Origin of the sequence: Microcoleus sp. D2_18a_D3 (assembly GCF_036702455.1) — a bacterium.
In the GTDB taxonomy this organism is placed as follows: Bacteria; Cyanobacteriota; Cyanobacteriia; order Cyanobacteriales; family Microcoleaceae; genus Microcoleus.
Window position 1 is genome coordinate 72,571 of the sequence record NZ_JAUBTK010000022.1, and the last position, 15,899, is coordinate 88,469.

The 15,899-nt window shown below is 47.6% G+C and carries 16 protein-coding genes; 4 read left to right on the forward strand and 12 right to left on the reverse strand.

Annotated features, from left to right (window positions below):
- Window positions 1-246: 246 nt before the first annotated feature.
- The 11 genes from QUB06_RS13145 to grxC form a co-directional block, all read right to left on the reverse strand.
- Window positions 247-447: a hypothetical protein gene (locus tag QUB06_RS13145; RefSeq protein WP_333184028.1), complete on the reverse strand. Its 201-nt coding sequence runs from the start codon at window positions 445-447 to the stop codon at window positions 247-249.
- A gap of 123 nt (window positions 448-570) precedes the next feature.
- Window positions 571-777 carry a radical SAM protein gene (locus QUB06_RS13150; protein ID WP_333435619.1) on the reverse strand — a complete coding sequence of 69 codons (207 nt, stop codon included), beginning with the start codon at window positions 775-777 and terminating at the stop codon, window positions 571-573.
- Between the two features lie 377 nt (window positions 778-1,154).
- Window positions 1,155-2,117, reverse strand: coding sequence for a GNAT family N-acetyltransferase (locus tag QUB06_RS13155; protein WP_333435620.1), 963 nt, complete (start codon window positions 2,115-2,117; stop codon window positions 1,155-1,157).
- Window positions 2,118-2,175: 58 nt separating this feature from the next.
- Window positions 2,176-2,328 (reverse strand): hypothetical protein, encoded by a 153-nt coding sequence (locus tag QUB06_RS13160; protein ID WP_333435621.1) that lies wholly within the window; start codon window positions 2,326-2,328, stop codon window positions 2,176-2,178.
- A gap of 243 nt (window positions 2,329-2,571) precedes the next feature.
- Window positions 2,572-5,076 carry a glycosyltransferase family 2 protein gene (locus QUB06_RS13165; RefSeq protein ID WP_333435622.1) on the reverse strand — a complete coding sequence of 835 codons (2,505 nt, stop codon included), beginning with the start codon at window positions 5,074-5,076 and terminating at the stop codon, window positions 2,572-2,574.
- A 347-nt stretch (window positions 5,077-5,423) separates the two neighbouring features.
- Complete coding sequence (locus QUB06_RS13170; protein WP_333435623.1) at window positions 5,424-5,597, reverse strand: hypothetical protein; 174 nt, start codon at window positions 5,595-5,597, stop codon at window positions 5,424-5,426.
- A gap of 170 nt (window positions 5,598-5,767) precedes the next feature.
- Window positions 5,768-6,349, reverse strand: a complete 582-nt coding sequence (locus tag QUB06_RS13175; RefSeq protein WP_333435624.1) for a hypothetical protein — start codon at window positions 6,347-6,349, stop codon at window positions 5,768-5,770.
- Between the two features lie 162 nt (window positions 6,350-6,511).
- Window positions 6,512-8,326: a CHAT domain-containing protein gene (locus QUB06_RS13180; protein ID WP_333435625.1), complete on the reverse strand. Its 1,815-nt coding sequence runs from the start codon at window positions 8,324-8,326 to the stop codon at window positions 6,512-6,514.
- A gap of 475 nt (window positions 8,327-8,801) precedes the next feature.
- Window positions 8,802-9,941 carry a Gfo/Idh/MocA family oxidoreductase gene (locus QUB06_RS13185; RefSeq protein ID WP_333435626.1) on the reverse strand — a complete coding sequence of 380 codons (1,140 nt, stop codon included), beginning with the start codon at window positions 9,939-9,941 and terminating at the stop codon, window positions 8,802-8,804.
- 177 nt (window positions 9,942-10,118) lie between these two features.
- Window positions 10,119-11,105 carry a glutathione synthase gene (gene gshB, locus QUB06_RS13190; protein WP_333435627.1) on the reverse strand — a complete coding sequence of 329 codons (987 nt, stop codon included), beginning with the start codon at window positions 11,103-11,105 and terminating at the stop codon, window positions 10,119-10,121.
- 67 nt (window positions 11,106-11,172) lie between these two features.
- On the reverse strand, window positions 11,173-11,436 hold the full coding sequence (grxC, locus tag QUB06_RS13195; RefSeq protein WP_333106127.1) for a glutaredoxin 3: 264 nt from the start codon (window positions 11,434-11,436) through the stop codon (window positions 11,173-11,175).
- A 518-nt stretch (window positions 11,437-11,954) separates the two neighbouring features.
- On the opposite strand from grxC, the gene QUB06_RS13200 reads away from it, so the two are divergent.
- The gene (locus tag QUB06_RS13200) at window positions 11,955-12,167 is read left to right on the forward strand and encodes a hypothetical protein (RefSeq protein ID WP_333435628.1); all 213 of its coding nucleotides are present in this window, start codon (window positions 11,955-11,957) and stop codon (window positions 12,165-12,167) included.
- Between the two features lie 583 nt (window positions 12,168-12,750).
- Here QUB06_RS13200 and hflX read toward each other — a convergent pair.
- A complete protein-coding gene (gene hflX, locus QUB06_RS13205) occupies window positions 12,751-14,343 on the reverse strand; it encodes a GTPase HflX (protein WP_333435629.1) in 1,593 nt (530 codons plus the stop codon).
- Window positions 14,344-14,634: 291 nt separating this feature from the next.
- Between hflX and QUB06_RS13210 the strand changes: the two genes are divergently transcribed.
- The 3 genes from QUB06_RS13210 (at window position 14,635) to QUB06_RS13220 (ending at window position 15,711) form a co-directional block, all read left to right on the forward strand.
- Window positions 14,635-14,847: a hypothetical protein gene (locus tag QUB06_RS13210; RefSeq protein WP_333435630.1), complete on the forward strand. Its 213-nt coding sequence runs from the start codon at window positions 14,635-14,637 to the stop codon at window positions 14,845-14,847.
- A 74-nt stretch (window positions 14,848-14,921) separates the two neighbouring features.
- A complete protein-coding gene (locus QUB06_RS13215) occupies window positions 14,922-15,134 on the forward strand; it encodes a chlorophyll a/b-binding protein (RefSeq protein WP_333041855.1) in 213 nt (70 codons plus the stop codon).
- Between the two features lie 298 nt (window positions 15,135-15,432).
- Window positions 15,433-15,711, forward strand: coding sequence for a Photosystem I reaction center subunit PsaK (locus QUB06_RS13220; protein WP_333435631.1), 279 nt, complete (start codon window positions 15,433-15,435; stop codon window positions 15,709-15,711).
- Window positions 15,712-15,899: the final 188 nt, after the last annotated feature.

A 15,899-nucleotide genomic window follows, 5' to 3' on the forward strand; every position in this document is an offset into this window, starting at 1 on the left:
AGAGAAATGCTCTACCAATGAGCTAGTATGTAAGCTTCCTTTGTTGGGGCGCGAAGTGGAACTTTTAAGCGCCTGAAAGATATAAAAAATTCAGCTATAAAAGGCAGCGCACAAGTCAGAGAAGCTTTTTTTCAGCCGAGGGGCCGGTAGGAATTGAACCTACAATTGGATTTTATGTTGAACGTTTCCAGTGTGTAAGCTTCTTTAGTTGGGGTGCGCTGCCTAATACCTGCTTTAAGTTAATTTCTAGCCGTAAACGGCTTCTGGGCGGACAATTAAATCACCGCTGGGACGGCGATCGAGTACGTAAGACTCGAAGCGAGATCCCTTGACATCAAAATGATTTGCCAGACGTTCCTTAATAGCCTTGTCGCTCATTCCTGCCGCGATACCCAGTTGGTTTTCCGCCAAGTCATAGGAACGTCCTTCAAAACGAATGTGAACCATTACCGATACCTCCTAGAGCAATTTTGGATTTGGAATTGGTAGCTTATCTGCTCTCGAATTTGGCTTTTTGTGAGACTTAGCAAATTGCCAGTATCGGTAAAGATTCACGAGATATGATAATCTTTACTGAAAAAAACGCCGTTCTAAATGATAAGCTTGTTTGATTTTGCGGATTTCCTCAGCCTTTTTGGTTGCTTGAAATCTGGCCGAACTTGTCTGTTCTGAATCCGCATGAAATTCATTGAAATGAGACTGATTTCCTACAGCATCTGACTCTGGTCGAGTCAGTTTGTAACCGAACAGTCTCGTATAAAGTAACAACATGACCATCGAGTCTGTATTGCAAGACTTCCAAATTGATGTTCCTTGAAATTTTGAGCGTTTATTCAGTTGTCAAGGTTCAGAATTTGCATGAAAAATACAGGTTTTTGCTTGTCCTGCGCTTTCCCTATCTACATACTACATAAATACTACATGGCTGTCAAGGGGGTAGCAAAAGTTTTTTTAGATCGCATATCTCGCACTATTGTCAGGAACAGGCAAGATGCCTGTTCCACAAAGAATGAATTTGATTGTGGGGTGGGCATCCTGCCCGCCTGTGAATTTGATTGTGGGGAGTAGGGGTTGGGCAGGAGAGCCCGCCCATAATTAGATAGGACTTATGCACGGGTAGCCAGAAACCGGGTTGTTTCACCAAAAAATATCGATTAAACATCCTTAACATAAGAAATGCTATCGCGAATATTGTGGAAGCCAGCAGACTCGTAAAGATGCAATGCACCTGATGAATTTTCAGCATCGACGCCGAGAATAGCAGTAGCGACACCGGCAGCTTTGAGCCGATGCAAACCAGCGAGCAACATCGCTCGTCCCAATCCCATTTTGCGGAAGCCGCGCCTAGTGCCGAGACAAGCAATCCAGCCTTCATTGCGCCCGGTACGATCGCACTTTTCCACACTAATCTCGCAGTAACAAAAACTGACAAATGTGCCATCATCAGCAACAGCAATCAAGTCTAAATCATTTCTGTAATCGGGTTTAGCTAACTGGTGCTTAAATTTATCTACCGTTAAATCGTGATGATTCCAGTGATCGATAAACGACTGGTTGAACATTTCTACCCAAGCTGCCGCATCCTCTTCGCCGGGGAACTGAATGAGGGCAAAACCTTCGGGGAATTGCGGTTCAGGTATTGGTTCAGAGAGCGATCGCGCCATTCGGTAAAAATAGCGATCGACCTTAAAACCGCAACTTGTCAGCACAGAAATGCGATCGCAATCCTCCGCGCGCGCGTAGGTTCGCAGTTTCACGCGCGCGCCCCGCATCGCAGACACTTCGCGCATCCGCACTTCACCCCAGGCGATCGCGGCTGCTTCCACATCGCCTCCGCGCGCGTCGGGGTAGACGCGAAACCACAGCCAACCGTCAATTACTTCCCCAGGCTCAGAAACCGACAACTGAGCAAAACCGATTAATTTTCCCTCCGCATCTTCCCAAAGGCGGATATCGCGTGCTAAATCTAGGGACGGTGCGTTAAATTCTTGTTGTAGTTCCGAGATGGAAGTGCCTTCATCGAGCCGATCGACTTCTTCGCAAGTATTGATTAAATGGGCGATCGCATCTAAATCGCGATCGCCCCCATAGCAGCGCGCCGAGAGACTTGCCATCATAGCTAATCACCATTCCCTGTTGTTATTCAGTTTAAAAATAGCTTGGGCGATCGCACTTTTATCGATCGGGCGGGTCGATTGACATTAAAAATCCGACCACGCAAACACCCCGGCGCATCAAACCGCCGCGAGTTTCGATAAATTCAGCTTCAGGATTTGGGATGCGAGTAGAAGGAGTTGAATTAGCACGTTGCTGTTTCGGGGCAACCACGGGGGGATTGCCCCTACGGAAAACCAGGGTTTTGTAGGGGCGGTGACAAGAGTGCCCGCTTAGCCCATAGACGAGCGGATCGGGGCTTCAGATATCGGGGCTCTTCACGAGGGATTGCCCCTACAAGAGAATGAAACAGCCCTGCGCGGGTTCGGGGAGGGTTGGGGCGGGGTAAAAAATTTACGACTCCCGCAAGGATTGCTATCTCTGCGGTGAAAAATTCCCAACGAGGAGAAACTCGATCTAAAGTTGCGAAACTCCGATCGGCCTAACTGCCCTATTCCTCTCAAAAACAGCCCTCGGTTTCAAAGCAATTCTCAACAACAGCCACAGCGATCGCCATTCTCCGGGAGTTTCCTGCCGCTGCCACTGGCCCGGGCGACAGTACAGCATTTCGATCAAACAGCGGTGCTGGCTAATGTTCAGGCGATCGAACGCAATTCGCACAGTGGGAAATTCCACAAAACTGCCGTCTTTTCCATCCCCAAAACTCGACTCCAACTGAGATTTATCGCTCACCAACTCAATCTTAGCCACAGGAATAAAACAGTTCTCTTCCATAATTTTCATAGTCGCCGAATCGCAATCAATCAAACCTTGGGCCAAAGGACGCTCAGTGCCCAACTCAACAACAGACGGCGCTACGGATCTGCTTGCTTTGACTGCCGCACTGCGAGAGAGAGCTTTTATTTTACCCGGCCATAAACTTGTCTGAACGGCATATTTTGGCCAAATCTCTGCTGGGGTCAAACTCTCTTTACTACCTTTACCTTTCACCGCAAAACTTGGCCACTGCGTCAGAGCAACTTCAGCGCCACTTTCCGAAATTACAGTAGTTATACCCCAAAAACTTTTACCGCCAATATTTAATTGTACCACCCTGCGTAAATTGAACCATTCGTAAATGTCCGGCTTAGGAATATCCACCAAAATTAGTAAGGCAATCCCGATCATCAGCAGGTTGTACGCGCTCCAAACCCATCCCAAACTCATTCCTTTTGACAACAAATGTGCACTTTCTGATATTGACTGTACGGTGCCTACATTTTTCACTAAATTAATGTTTAAATTGTGCCATAAACTGAATGCTGTAGCTGCGAACAAGACAATCAAAGGCCATCCCAAATTCCAGTTAAAACGAAAGCGATCGCTCGCAATTCCTTTTGGCGTCACCTGAAACCCTTTCCCAAAGGGATTCAGCAGGGAACTCACTACCGTCACCGCTAAAGGAATACACTGGACGAACGAATAAATATCGGAAAGTAAAGCCGATCCCGATCTGCGGTTCAGCCAAGAAAACACAGTAAGTTGCACCAAATAGTAAGGCAGGAAAAAGTACAGCAATTCCGGCGCACTTGCCCGCAAAGGAATTATGCCTAGAAATGAATAAGCTAAAGGTATCAACAGATATAACACCTTGGTTAAACTGGTAAACCAGTGCAGCAATCCTTCCAAATGAGATAGCCTTTGTACGAATGTAAGACCGCGAATTGTTAAAGGATTGGAATCAATAAAAAATGCCTGAAGCGTGCCTCGCGCCCAGCGTAGCCTTTGATTTAGATGAGCCTCTATATTTTCAGCCGCCAAACCCGCACTCAATTTTTCATCTAAATAAACTAAGCGATATCCACTTGCTGACAGCCGAATTCCGGTAAAATAATCTTCGCAGATTGAATCTGTGACCAAGCCTCCCGCTGTTTCTAAAGCACTCCGCCTAACTACAAAAGATGTTCCGCAACAAACCACGCTGTCGGCGCTGTCTTTGATAATTTCAATTTGCCTGTAAAAAATTTCTTCTTCCGGCGCGATCACATTTTCTAAACCTAAATTACGGGAGATGGGGTCGTGGTTGTAAAAGCTTTGCGGTGTTTGAACGAGGGCGATTTCGGGATTTTGAAAAAATCCAACTGTTCGAGTTAAAAAGTTTTTAGTGGGAATAAAATCTGCATCGAAAACTACAATTAGTTCTCCATTAGTTAGGGCTGTGGCATGATTGATGTTTCCAGCTTTGGCGTGAATATTATCGGGTCTGGTTATATACTCGCATCCCAGTTCTTTTGCCAGCAACTTGATTTCAGGGCGCTTGGTATCGTCGAGCAAATATACTTTTTTGTGGGGATAATCTAAAGCTTGACAGCCGATTACACTGCGCCGTAAAATAAAAGCCGGTTCGTTGTAAGTTGGGATAAAAATATCTACTGGCGGGGTGAAGTTTCCAGCTTCAACTGCAACTGCCATGCGATCGGCTTCTCGACGCCGGTCTTTCATTCTCAGCATTAAATACATTTGAATACTGGTGTTGAAAACCAGTAGCATTTCTAGGAAAAACAGCCCTAAACTAAAGATACCGTTGAGGGGATCGGTTAAATTTAGAGTAGCGAGCGATCGCCATAAAACGTAGCGAATGGTTAAAGCTAGAATTATTGCAACTACCACAGCGCGCGACCATTTCTGCGGTTGAGGCGAAATTTTAATTGCTGCTAAAGCGGCCGAAACCAGCATAAAAGTCGGCACTAACAAATACATCTTGCTCGTAGCAGGCACTTGCAGCCACACAGGCGGGTTTTGCTGCCAAATGTTGATTGTGGCAAAAATACCGCTGACTGTACCTTCACCGGCAAACCAGGCCCCGGCGATCGCACCTGCGAAAGCAACTGCCCCCAACACGACTAGCGTTGCCGCCCGCACCCGCGAAATCCGCCAAAAGCGGCGTTTCAAGTCTTGAAGATCAAATCTTGAAGTTGTCATAAAATAATTTTAAAGTCCCGATCGTGCCTGCAACAGTAAGGGTTTCCTGCTGTCCACTTTTTAATTCAGTTGAAAATTCCGACACACCCCAATTACTATTTTTACATTTTTTAACATTCTGACCCTTGTATGATAATTCATCTTGCTTGCTGTTGCCAAACTGCTTAGCGAGTCCAAACCTGGCCAAATATAGCAGAAGGAAGAAGGAAGAAGGCTTGAGTTACCGAGGAGAGAATTCATATCAATTGCGGTAACACTCTTTATGATGGGGAGTGGGGAGTGGGGAGTGGGGGAATGTGGAATTGCGCGACCTTGACTTTATCATTCCCACCCAACCGGAAAAGATATCAGAAGCAATCTTCGGCAAGGATTTCAGCAATGTCAGCAACAGGCTTTCGGGCCTGTTCCACAATTAAAAAATATTTCTTGTGGGCCGTTTCTGCGACGCCGCCCATAAAAAGCTGATTGAAAATGATCCCACATCTGAGTCCTAACCGTCGGGCGCGTTTGCTATAGTTCAAAAAAAAATTATCTTGTCTACAAATCAAATAGGATTGCTATAGTCTGATATAGCAATCCTATTTGATTTAACAATTAGACGAATTTGACATCTAACTAAAGGTAGATTAATTTTATATTAATTTTAAAAAAATTACCGCTATTGCAGCACAAAAACCCAGCCATCACAGAACTAATCAGCAATTTCTAATTGCGAGATTGCATAGCGGGCGACAGCCAAACTAACTCTGGCTTGTTCTATTTCCGACAATTGGGCCCAAGGTCTTTTAGTCGCCATGACCAATTCCCCCCCTTCCGAATCCACATCTCGCATGGCATAAGCCAAAGGACGTGCCAACACCTGCAAATCTTCCTCAGCCCACTGAGGCAAAATATCTAAGACGCACTCTACCATTTGGTCAGCTAAAGATTGATACTTAACAGTTGCGTTTTGCACGCTTTGAGCGATGCGGGCCAGAAAATCTTGAGGAACGCGAGCAAATTTCTCGCGCAAAGACTTTTGCAGAGCAGTCGTCAGCCAAACTTGTTCTAATTGCGAGAATAAAACTTGGGACTTCAGGGCAATATCGCTGTCGCTGAATGAATCAGATAGCGCAAATTCCTGCTCTAGGGCAGTTAAATAATATTCCGATTCAAGCTGTGCAGGATTCCAGGGATAAGCAACATCAGTCTGAACAATTGTGGCGAGAAGTTCCATCTGGGCCTGAGTTTGAGAGTCGCGAAAATATTCAGAATCAGCAGATTGGGTAGCCATGATGTAATACCTAAGTAGGAAAAGGAAAAGACAGAGGGGGGACTGTGCCAAGAGCTAGTTGCGAGCTATCAGTGGTAAATAACTCTTTTAAATTCAGACTGGAGACTCAACAGAACTTTGCTGTGCCACTCGCCGCTTGTCTTCATTAGCTACACCCGCACCTTAATTCGTTCCGCAATCAGTCTCACTGTACCCCGAAGTTTTAGGAACCTCAATAGTGAACTCAAAAATCTGACCTTGAGAACTGCCAAATTTTAGCTGAGTCCCGCTGCGTAGCAGCAATTCTTGGTGGTGAACTCTCTGCCATCCCTCAGATCCCAAAACTAGAGTCCCGTAGCGAGAAAAATCGCGCAGGAAGTAGCTAGGTTCTTCCCGGCTATCTCCGATAGTGTTTCGGCAGAAAATCTCGGCGTGTTTTTGAGAAACCCACTGTTCTCGAATCACTACGTCGTTTTCTTCCCAGCGTCCGACTCGAACCATACCTGCGCGAATCGGCCAAACCTGATTGGTCGATTCGGTGGATTTGGCATTTGGTCGATCGCGCCCCCGCAAATAAGCACAAGACGGCAACCGTCCCAGCCAAGTAGAAGAATTTAAAGGCAATTCAGTTTTTAGGTCATCTACCGGCTCAGTTAGCTGACCGTCAAACTCAGGGTGCATATACAGCACAGGCAGCGTCCAAGCCGGTTGATTGAACTTGTAGAGCGTCAGTAACTGCTGTCTGGCGACGGCGACTGCCCGATCGATCGACATCCGTCCGGCCAAAGCTTGGGCAAAACTTTGGATAAAACTCAGGGCCTCGCGATCGGCGATCGAGTCCCGCATCCCCAACACCGCAGGCACCCCGTGATGGATCAGTACCTCAGCCAAACTGCTGCGGGCGATCGCCTGTTGCTGGCCGTTAGTTGAGTGCAGCCTCTCCACCGCCGGCTGAGCTCCCCAGCAGGCATTAAACACCGCCAGCGTCACGCGGCACCGAACTAAAACCTGAGCTAGTTCAGTGCCATTAATCACCGTTTCCGGCCCCAAAAACAGCAAACCGCCGTCGGGGCCCGGTATCCCGTGGCCGGCGTAGAACAGAATGTTGTAACCTTGCGTTTCCAGCCGAGAAATGAGTTCCGCCGGAGTAGGTTCGATTAGAGTATCGACACGAGTCGGAACGCTGATGTCAGAATATTTGCCGCTGTCGTCGGTTTGAAAAGCGCTTTCGAGAACCCCAGCTAGGGCAATTGCTTCTGCTTCCAACTGCAAATGACGGTTGTTGCTGCTGGAAAATTGAGAATTAGCACCGCGGCCGGGTTCTGCTTGTCCTAAAACTAGCAAAATGTTGAGCGAGTCCGCAGGATGCAGGGGTGGCAAAGGTTCAACATTGCTGGTAGTGCGGCTGAAAAACAGTTGCTGCGACAGAGAAATTGCCGGTTGACCGGCTTGAGGCTGCATAATTTCCCAAGGCAAAGCAATTAAATACGGTTCGCGCAAGTCTAAGCGCACTCGCAGGGGTAGATTTTGCCCGATCGCGATACCTTTACTTTCCTGGAGACTACCCTGAATCGGCCCTTCAAACAGCCACTGCCAAAGATTAATCCCCAAATGCTGCATCAGGCGACTGCTGTAGCTTGCCGGTGGCCGAGGCGGATGCTGATCCCCCTTGTCGCCCCACCCCTGTTGACCGAGGTGGAGCGGCACTGAGGGCGTCGGTATTCGTTGTTCAATTTCTGCCAGTATATTCTGGTTGTTTTCCGCCGAGACGAAACTGCCATCAGGATTTAGGGGCAATTCGTGAATTGTCCCGGAGGGCGAAAACATTTCCTGCCAAGCTTTCCATGATTGGGAGAGGGTATCGGGCCACATACAATCGTGGTGAACGTACCCGCTGGGATAGGGAGCTTGTAGAACCCAAGTGGCAAAATGGTTTGCCCCAGCGGTTCTCAGGCGAGCGATCGCTATACTGAGGCAAGGACTTTCAGGGCGCGCCATTCACAAAAAAGCTCGGTAAGTGGGAAGCTCAGAGACTTTAGTCCTGAGAGGAAAACGACCCGGCGATTTCAATCGCTTTGAATCCCCTTGCGGGGTAGAGGGGTATGGTTGCCCCTCTGGTGAGGTATGGTTGCCTCGATCTCCCTTGCGGGGTAATGTTAGCTTCGCCAATGTTATAGAGGCTTGTTAGGCTGGCAGCACTGCCTCAGTGACTTTAAGGCTGTTTAACTACTAGCGACAGAGCAAGGGACTAGCTTCGCATCCCAGGGTGTCGTGACCTAAATAACGTAGCCAGTTAAGGCTTAGGCTGGTCAGTACAGCTTGCTCGATCGCTCTTACAAGCTCAGTGGCTTTAGCCCTGAGTTACTGACAACTACCGACTCTGGATATAGGGTGGGATTGAGTTTCTCTATTTGTAGTTTATCGGGTTTGGGGTGCGATCGAGTGCGAGAGATTGCTTTGGGAGTTTGTACTTTTACTTAGTGCCCAAAAATTTATCTATACTCGGTAAATCTACCCAAGTCCCCGTAGCATTCGACTCCTGGGTCAAATCCATCAACAACTGCGAGTAAACCCCTTCTCTGAGGGACGGTATCAAGGATTTACCGGCATCTATTGCTTCAACCCACCTATCTACTACTCGAATAAACGGTGCAATTCTCCCGTCTGGATAAACTTTAGGAAACTCCAATCTTTGAGGAATTTTGATTTCAGCTAAAGGTTCTCCACCTTGGGAACCCCACAAGCGAAATCCGTGGACGTAATCTTGCTGGTTGTCGCTTCCTAACACCAACGTACCCTTACTCCCGTATATTTCCACCCAGTGTCCCCGCCCTTGATAAGTAACAGAACTCAAACAAACTTGACAAGGCGTTCCCCCGGCTAATTCCAACATCAACGTGCAAGAATCATCTGCATCAACTAATTTTAAATTTCCCGAATCATTCGGATCGGGCCGCCGCGAAATTCCTGTAATCAATTGCCCAGAAAGCCTTTGGGGCGGGCCGAACAGCCAGCTAATATAATCAAAAACGTGAGAACCAGTCGCGCCCAAAACGCCGCCGCCTCGCTCTTTTTGCGCGTACCAATTCCAAGGGCGACTGGCATCAGCACGGCTCGATACCAGCCAATCAATTTTAATTAAACGCTTTTCTCCCACATATTCTGCTGCCAATAATTCTGCTAGCATTTGCCATGCGGGGATGAAGCGAAACTCAAAGTCCATTGTGGCAATTGCTCTCGAACCACCATTTTTAAGCTGGGTTTGAGATTCGTTGTTTGCCAATCGGTAAAGTTCCCTGGCTTCATTTGCTGTCAGGGCGGTGGGTTTTTCTAATAATAAATGCTTGCCTGCTTCCAAGACGGTTTTTGCCATTTCAAAATGCAAAAAGGGCGGTGTGGAAATGCTGACGCCCGCCACTTCTGGGATCGCTACTATATCTGCGATCGAGTCGCAAGCGTAGGGGATATTGTAGGTAGAGGCGAGATCCTTTGCTTTGTCTAAATTCCGGTGGTAAACAGCTACAACCTCTGTCCGGTGATGGGCCTGGAATCCGGGAATGTGTACTTTTTGACCGAAACCGGTACCGACTACTGCAACGCCAATTTTTGACATAATTTAATAATTTGGAATTGGTAATTTGAAATTTGGAATTTGGAATTGGGCATCGGGCATCGGGCATCGGGCATTGGTAGCAACTAACAAATAACTAATGACTTCAACATCCGCCTGACGCTCGATAATTAATCCGTGTATCCGTGTCCTAATCTGTGTCGTGCTTTCCTTCTTCCCTCATCCTTCTTCCTTCTTCCTTCTTCCTTCTTCCTTCTCCACCCATTCAATTACTTGTTTGCCCAAACTAACGCCGTCAAACAAGTCAATTTCTCTGATCCCTGTAGGGCTGGTGACATTAACTTCCGTGAGATAACCGCCAATGATATCAATGCCGACAAAGTACAGTCCGTCCCGTTGCAGCACGGGTTCTAACTGAGTGCAAATTTGCCGTTCGCGATCGGTAATTTCGGTTTTGGCGACTCGGCCGCCGACGGCCATGTTGCCTCGAAATTCATTGCCGGTGGGAATGCGGTTGATAGCACCGATGGGTTTACCGTCCAACAATATAATCCGCTTATCTCCCTCTTTGGCTTCCGGCAGATAAGTCTGAACCATCACTGGAATTTGCCCTTGTTGAGTGCTAATTTCGACCAGGGAGTTGAGATTGCGATCGTCCGCTTCCAAAAATAAAATCCCCTCCCCAGCTTTGCCGCCCAAGGGTTTAAGAACTGCCGCTCCTTTTTTCTCAACAAATTGCCGAATTACCTGCTTGTTTTGAGAAACAATTGTTTCGGGGATCGCTCCCTCAAATTGCAAAGCATACATCTTTTCATTCGCCGCCCGCAATCCTTTGGGACTGTTAACTACCAAAGTTTTAGCCGGATCGATGCCGTCTAGAAGGTAAGTAGCGTATAGGTAAGGAATGTTGACTGGGGGGTCTGTCCGCATAAATACTGCGTCCATTGCTTCGAGAGGCTGCAAAGTAGGATGTTCTACCTGGTACCAAGCCTCAGCCGCCTCCCAGCGTCCCTCTACCACTTTTACTGGGGTGAGGGCTACCCGACTGAGCATTGCCCAGGTTTTGCCGCCGATGACGCTTAGTTCGTTGGCTTGAGTCGCCCACACTTCGTGACCCAACTCTTGAGCTGCCTCCATCAGGGCTACGCTGGTATCGTGTCCTGGAATTAGTCGCGCGAGGGGATCGATGATGAATGCAAATTTCATTGTCAATTAAAATTAAGAATTGGTCGCAGGAAAATTTGGGCTAACGGAAAATTCGACAGGGAATGCCTCATTTTGCTGCTAGCAGGGGGTCTAGCTGGCCTAGAGCATCGAGTTTGTGCATTTCGTCGCAGCCGCCTATGTGTTGGTCGTTAATGAATATTTGTGGCAGGGTGCGGCCTCCGTTGGCTCGATCGCTCATTTGAGCCCGTGCTGCTTCATCTCCGTCGATCGCGTACTCTGTAAAATCAACCCCTTTTCGTTTCAGCAGTGCTTTGGCACGAATGCAAAACGGGCAGGTTCTCCAAGTGTAAATTTCTACTTTAGGGGTCATGGGACGCTCAAACAATAAGAATATTTTTTAATTGTAATCTTAACCATAGTGCGGACTGTTTTTAGTTCCTAGGCTGAAACCCTCGATTTTTCGTTTGTAGCGAACTTGCCTTGGAGCCTTGAAACCCTTATTCTAAGGTTGGCTATCCAAAACTGTCCGAAGGATTGATCTTAACCAATCTTATTTTAATTTTTATATATATTTTAATTTTTATATTTTAATTTTTATTATATATAGCAACCTTATCTGTTGCACCGGAGGTTATTGATTGCTGAAACCCTTGCCGGGAAGTGCATTTGCCTTCTTCCTTCTTTTTACCCTGACTGAAGTCGCTATAGCTTTCTTCCTTCAACATCCAGCTCTATTTGCAGCGCACAAGCTAGGTGTCCAGTTATTTTTTATACAATTTTTTATTTTTTATATATTAAGTAAACAAATACCCACGCTTAAAAAAACGGAGACATTGTAAAGGCAAACAGGTTGGTCATCAGCCTGCCTAGCGCTGCGGACCAACCTGCTTGTTTCGCTTTCTGCACGAACAGATCATTCCTGCACCTGTCACTAGGACTGCGATCGCAGTACCCGGTTCAGGAATAGCAGTTGAGTTTCTCGAAGGTGTGCCTGTGTATATTTGGGACAAACTCGGCTGGGTCGCCGGCGGTTCGGGCGGCGGGTCGGGTTCCGGGTTGGGGGGTGGTGGTGGCGGGCTGGGGAAACAGACAGGAGAATAATTTCCAGGCCCACACACATCTTGTGCTGAAGCCGGAGGGGCGGCAGCTAGATAGTAAAACGCTGTTGCCATTGTGGCAGAGAGTCCAATTGCTAGTTTTGCCAGTGGCGTACACATAACTATTTAGTTAAACAGTGGTAAAATCGAAAAATAGAAATAGTCCTAGAGATTAGCGCTGTACGACGGGCAAGGATTTTTGAGTTCTTACAATAAATGGATGTATTCTCTGGCCGACGTCTGTAAAAGATAGTATAGCGCTTGAGGTGAGTGCCCAAACACTTTCATAATAATATTATTCTCTTTCACCTTTACGTCGCGTACCGTGGTTGGGCCAGAGTGAAGCAACATCTTTTTGCAACCTCTGAACCAACAGCCCTTACAGCCATTAACAAAGAGTGTTTTGACCTTGACCGCGGCCTCCGGAAATTATTTATTTAACCGATCGCAAAATAGAGCTGCTGTATTGTACTTTGCCATGCACAATCTGACTACTCTTTTATAATCTCATAGTTCGACTATATCTGTCCTCAGTATATGTACGTATATTCCCCGATGTCAACTATTCAAAAGGAATATTTAAGTGTTTACCGAGGGTAGAGGGCGTATTGAATGAGCTGAGCTAATCGGTCGCGGAGAGTTTCCATCCCCAAACCCTTGGCCGCCGAAATAAATACTGCTTGAGGAAATTCTTCTCGCGCGAGGGCGAGAGTTTCTCCATCTACGGCATCAATTTTGTTAAAAACTACAAGGGCTGGCCCGGGAGTTACGGGCATATCGGTCAAAATATTCATCACCGATCGAATTTGGCTCTGCCACGCGGGATGGGAGAGATCGACGAGGTGCAGCAAAGCATCGGCGTCAGTGACTTCTTCGAGGGTAGCCCGGAAAGCGTCGATCAAGGCGGGGGGCAGTTCGCGAATAAAGCCCACTGTATCTGTGAGGACGATCGACAGGGGTTCCCCGGTGACGCCGGGAATGGTTAACCGTCGAGTTGTGGGGTCGAGGGTGGCAAATAACTGGTCGGCGGCATAGACTTCGGAATTTGTGAGCAGGTTGAGCAGAGTAGATTTACCGGCGTTGGTGTAGCCAACGATCGCCACTGAGGGTACCTCGTGATGATGCCGATTCTGCCGCAGCCGGAAGCGGTGCGCCAGCAGTTGATTTACTTCTTGCTGCAATCGAGAAATGCGTTTGGCGATCGTCCGCCGTTCGGTTTCTAGTTTGGTTTCCCCTGGGCCTCTGGTACCGATGCCGCCACCCTGTCTCGACATTGCCTGACCGCGACCTCTGAGCCGGGGCAGGGCGTACTCTAGCTGAGCGAGTTCGACTTGCAATTTACCCTCGCTCGATCGAGCTCTTTGGGCAAAGATGTCGAGAATTACCTCTGTTCGATCGACTACGCGGATACCTATCTGAGTTTCCAAGTTCCGTATTTGTGCGGGGGTCAGGTCGCGATCGAATACCACGAGGTTAGCGCTAACCGTCTGAGCGGCGAGGGAAATTTCCTGAACTTTGCCTTCGCCGACAACTGTCTGCGGATTGGGGCGCGATCGTTTTTGGCGCACTGTTTGCAGTACCTGACCCCCCGCGCTTTCAACCAGGCGCGTGATTTCTGCGAGCCCGTCCTCAAACTCCAACTGAGTCATGTGCTGAGTCATTACACCTACCAACAGCACTTTGTCTTGGTCGGCATCGACCTGCTTAGCGACAAACTCTGCTTCAAACTCTGCTTCGAGTCCTTCCACCAAATCCAGAAAGTCTTGGTCAGCGAGTTCGTCCAAATTCAGCGGTTCTGATATTTTCCAGGGAAAGTGTGGAGTTTTGATTAGTGACTTTGGAATTGAAGGCTCTTCTATTTCATCAGTTGAATCTGGTTCTAACTGAGCGCTCAAAACAGAGAACTCAAAATTTGGCTGATCTCCCTGGGGTATTAGGTGAGCGAGATAAGCTTCTTGGATGTAACCAGTCGCACCGCCCCCGCGGCGCTGAAATCCTCCCCCCGTCAGTGTGAGCCAAACCAGGGCATCCAGGCGCTGAATTGCCATTGCTGTGAGGGCTGCTTCGCTTGGGGTTTCTGGCTTTAGGTGGGTGGCGATGCAGCGAATGCCGCTGAGGCGACCTCCCCCGTAGCGGGGCAATTCTAGGGGCGCAATCTGCGTTTGGCGGGGTGTACCCACGCCGACGCGAATTACTTGTCCGCGACGGTTGATGTAGGTGCAGATTGGTTTGTCTATTTCCGTGCTGATGGCTGCGACGCGCTGGGCGAATTCTGCAGTGGTGATGCGATCGCCCGGTAGTCGCTGGTGGTAAAGCTTTTCGAGTTGCTTGAGCTGGCTGGACTTTAAACCTTGAAGATTGCCGTAGATGGTTTCGATAACTGTTTCTCCCGATCGATCTGTTTATCTCTTATTTTAGTTAACTCAAGGACGATCGTGTTCGGGTTTTAAGTTCCAATTTAGTAAATTTTCTTGCCTCTATCAGAGCGCGGCTTCAGTATTGTCGAGTCACCAGCGCCGTTGTTTGCCGCTACGGGGCGATCGGGCTTTTCACAGCAGCAATCTCAACTTCTAGTTTTATTTAGTATCTACAGATACAGGCGATCGCTGAAAAATCTCGCGCAACAAAAGTTAACACTTTATTTTTTGTTTCAAAATCCTCCTTTAGGCTTGTCTGTATCTTGAGCCTAGAGACAGATAGCAAAGCAGAAATTAGGTCGCTACCATGAGAAGCGAACATTGTTAAGGAATGTAAAAACATGGAAACTCGTCCTACTAACCTGCCTCCTACGGCTAATGCTTACAACGGCAAAGATCGGAATGCCTTTTTGTTTGGCTTCAACCCGCAAGCAGAACTTTGGAACGGTCGCTTAGCGATGATCGGTTTCTTAGCTTATTTGCTCTGGGATGCTGCTGGATATAGCGTTCTGCGCGACATTCTCCACTTTCTGCCTACCTACATTGCTCAGTAATGACGAGCAGTCTATCCTGTCTGGCAGCGTGAGAAAATGCCACCACTGCCAGACAGGCTAAAAGTTACAAATGGCAGCGAGTATGGTTTTGTCCCTTTGTATCTTTCGTTACTTTTGAATGGCATTAAAAGACTTCTTGCCGTGATTCGATGATTATGGGTGGGGGCGCTGTCGCTGGCGCGGTGAATATTAATAGCAACAGATATTTATTGCGTAAAGGCGATCGCCCCTGCTGTATTTTTGGCAAGAAATCTCATCGAGCATTTCTGATAATTTATGAAAAATAGGAGCATCAACGATGATTAACTCAAATTTACTGGCAGTAGTAGCATCGACTGTGACTGACACAGCATCAGGAGATTGGCAAAAGCCTCTGGTGATGTTTGTTTGCAATATCTTAGCATTGCTAGTTCTCAGCCGCCGAATTTGGTATCCCCACGTCGGGCCGAAAATGCCTTTGCCATTCCCGTCTTTGTTCAACAATGTTAGCGTACCGGCATTTTTGGCTTGCATGAGCGCAGGTCATTTGCTGGGAGTATTCACGATTTTGTCGCTGAGTACCGGCAAGGCTATCTAGTAGCAATTGAGATCCTTTTGTGGCGAGTTCTTGCTGCAATTGGTTTGTTAAAAAGCGGACAAAAAATGGCTGGGGTAAGTGAAAAGCACTGACCCCTAATTTTAATTTTATTAGGACTTACGCATTGACAAAAAACATTATCTATGTATTCTAGACTCTAACATCATTGCTAAGGTTCGCCAAAATAT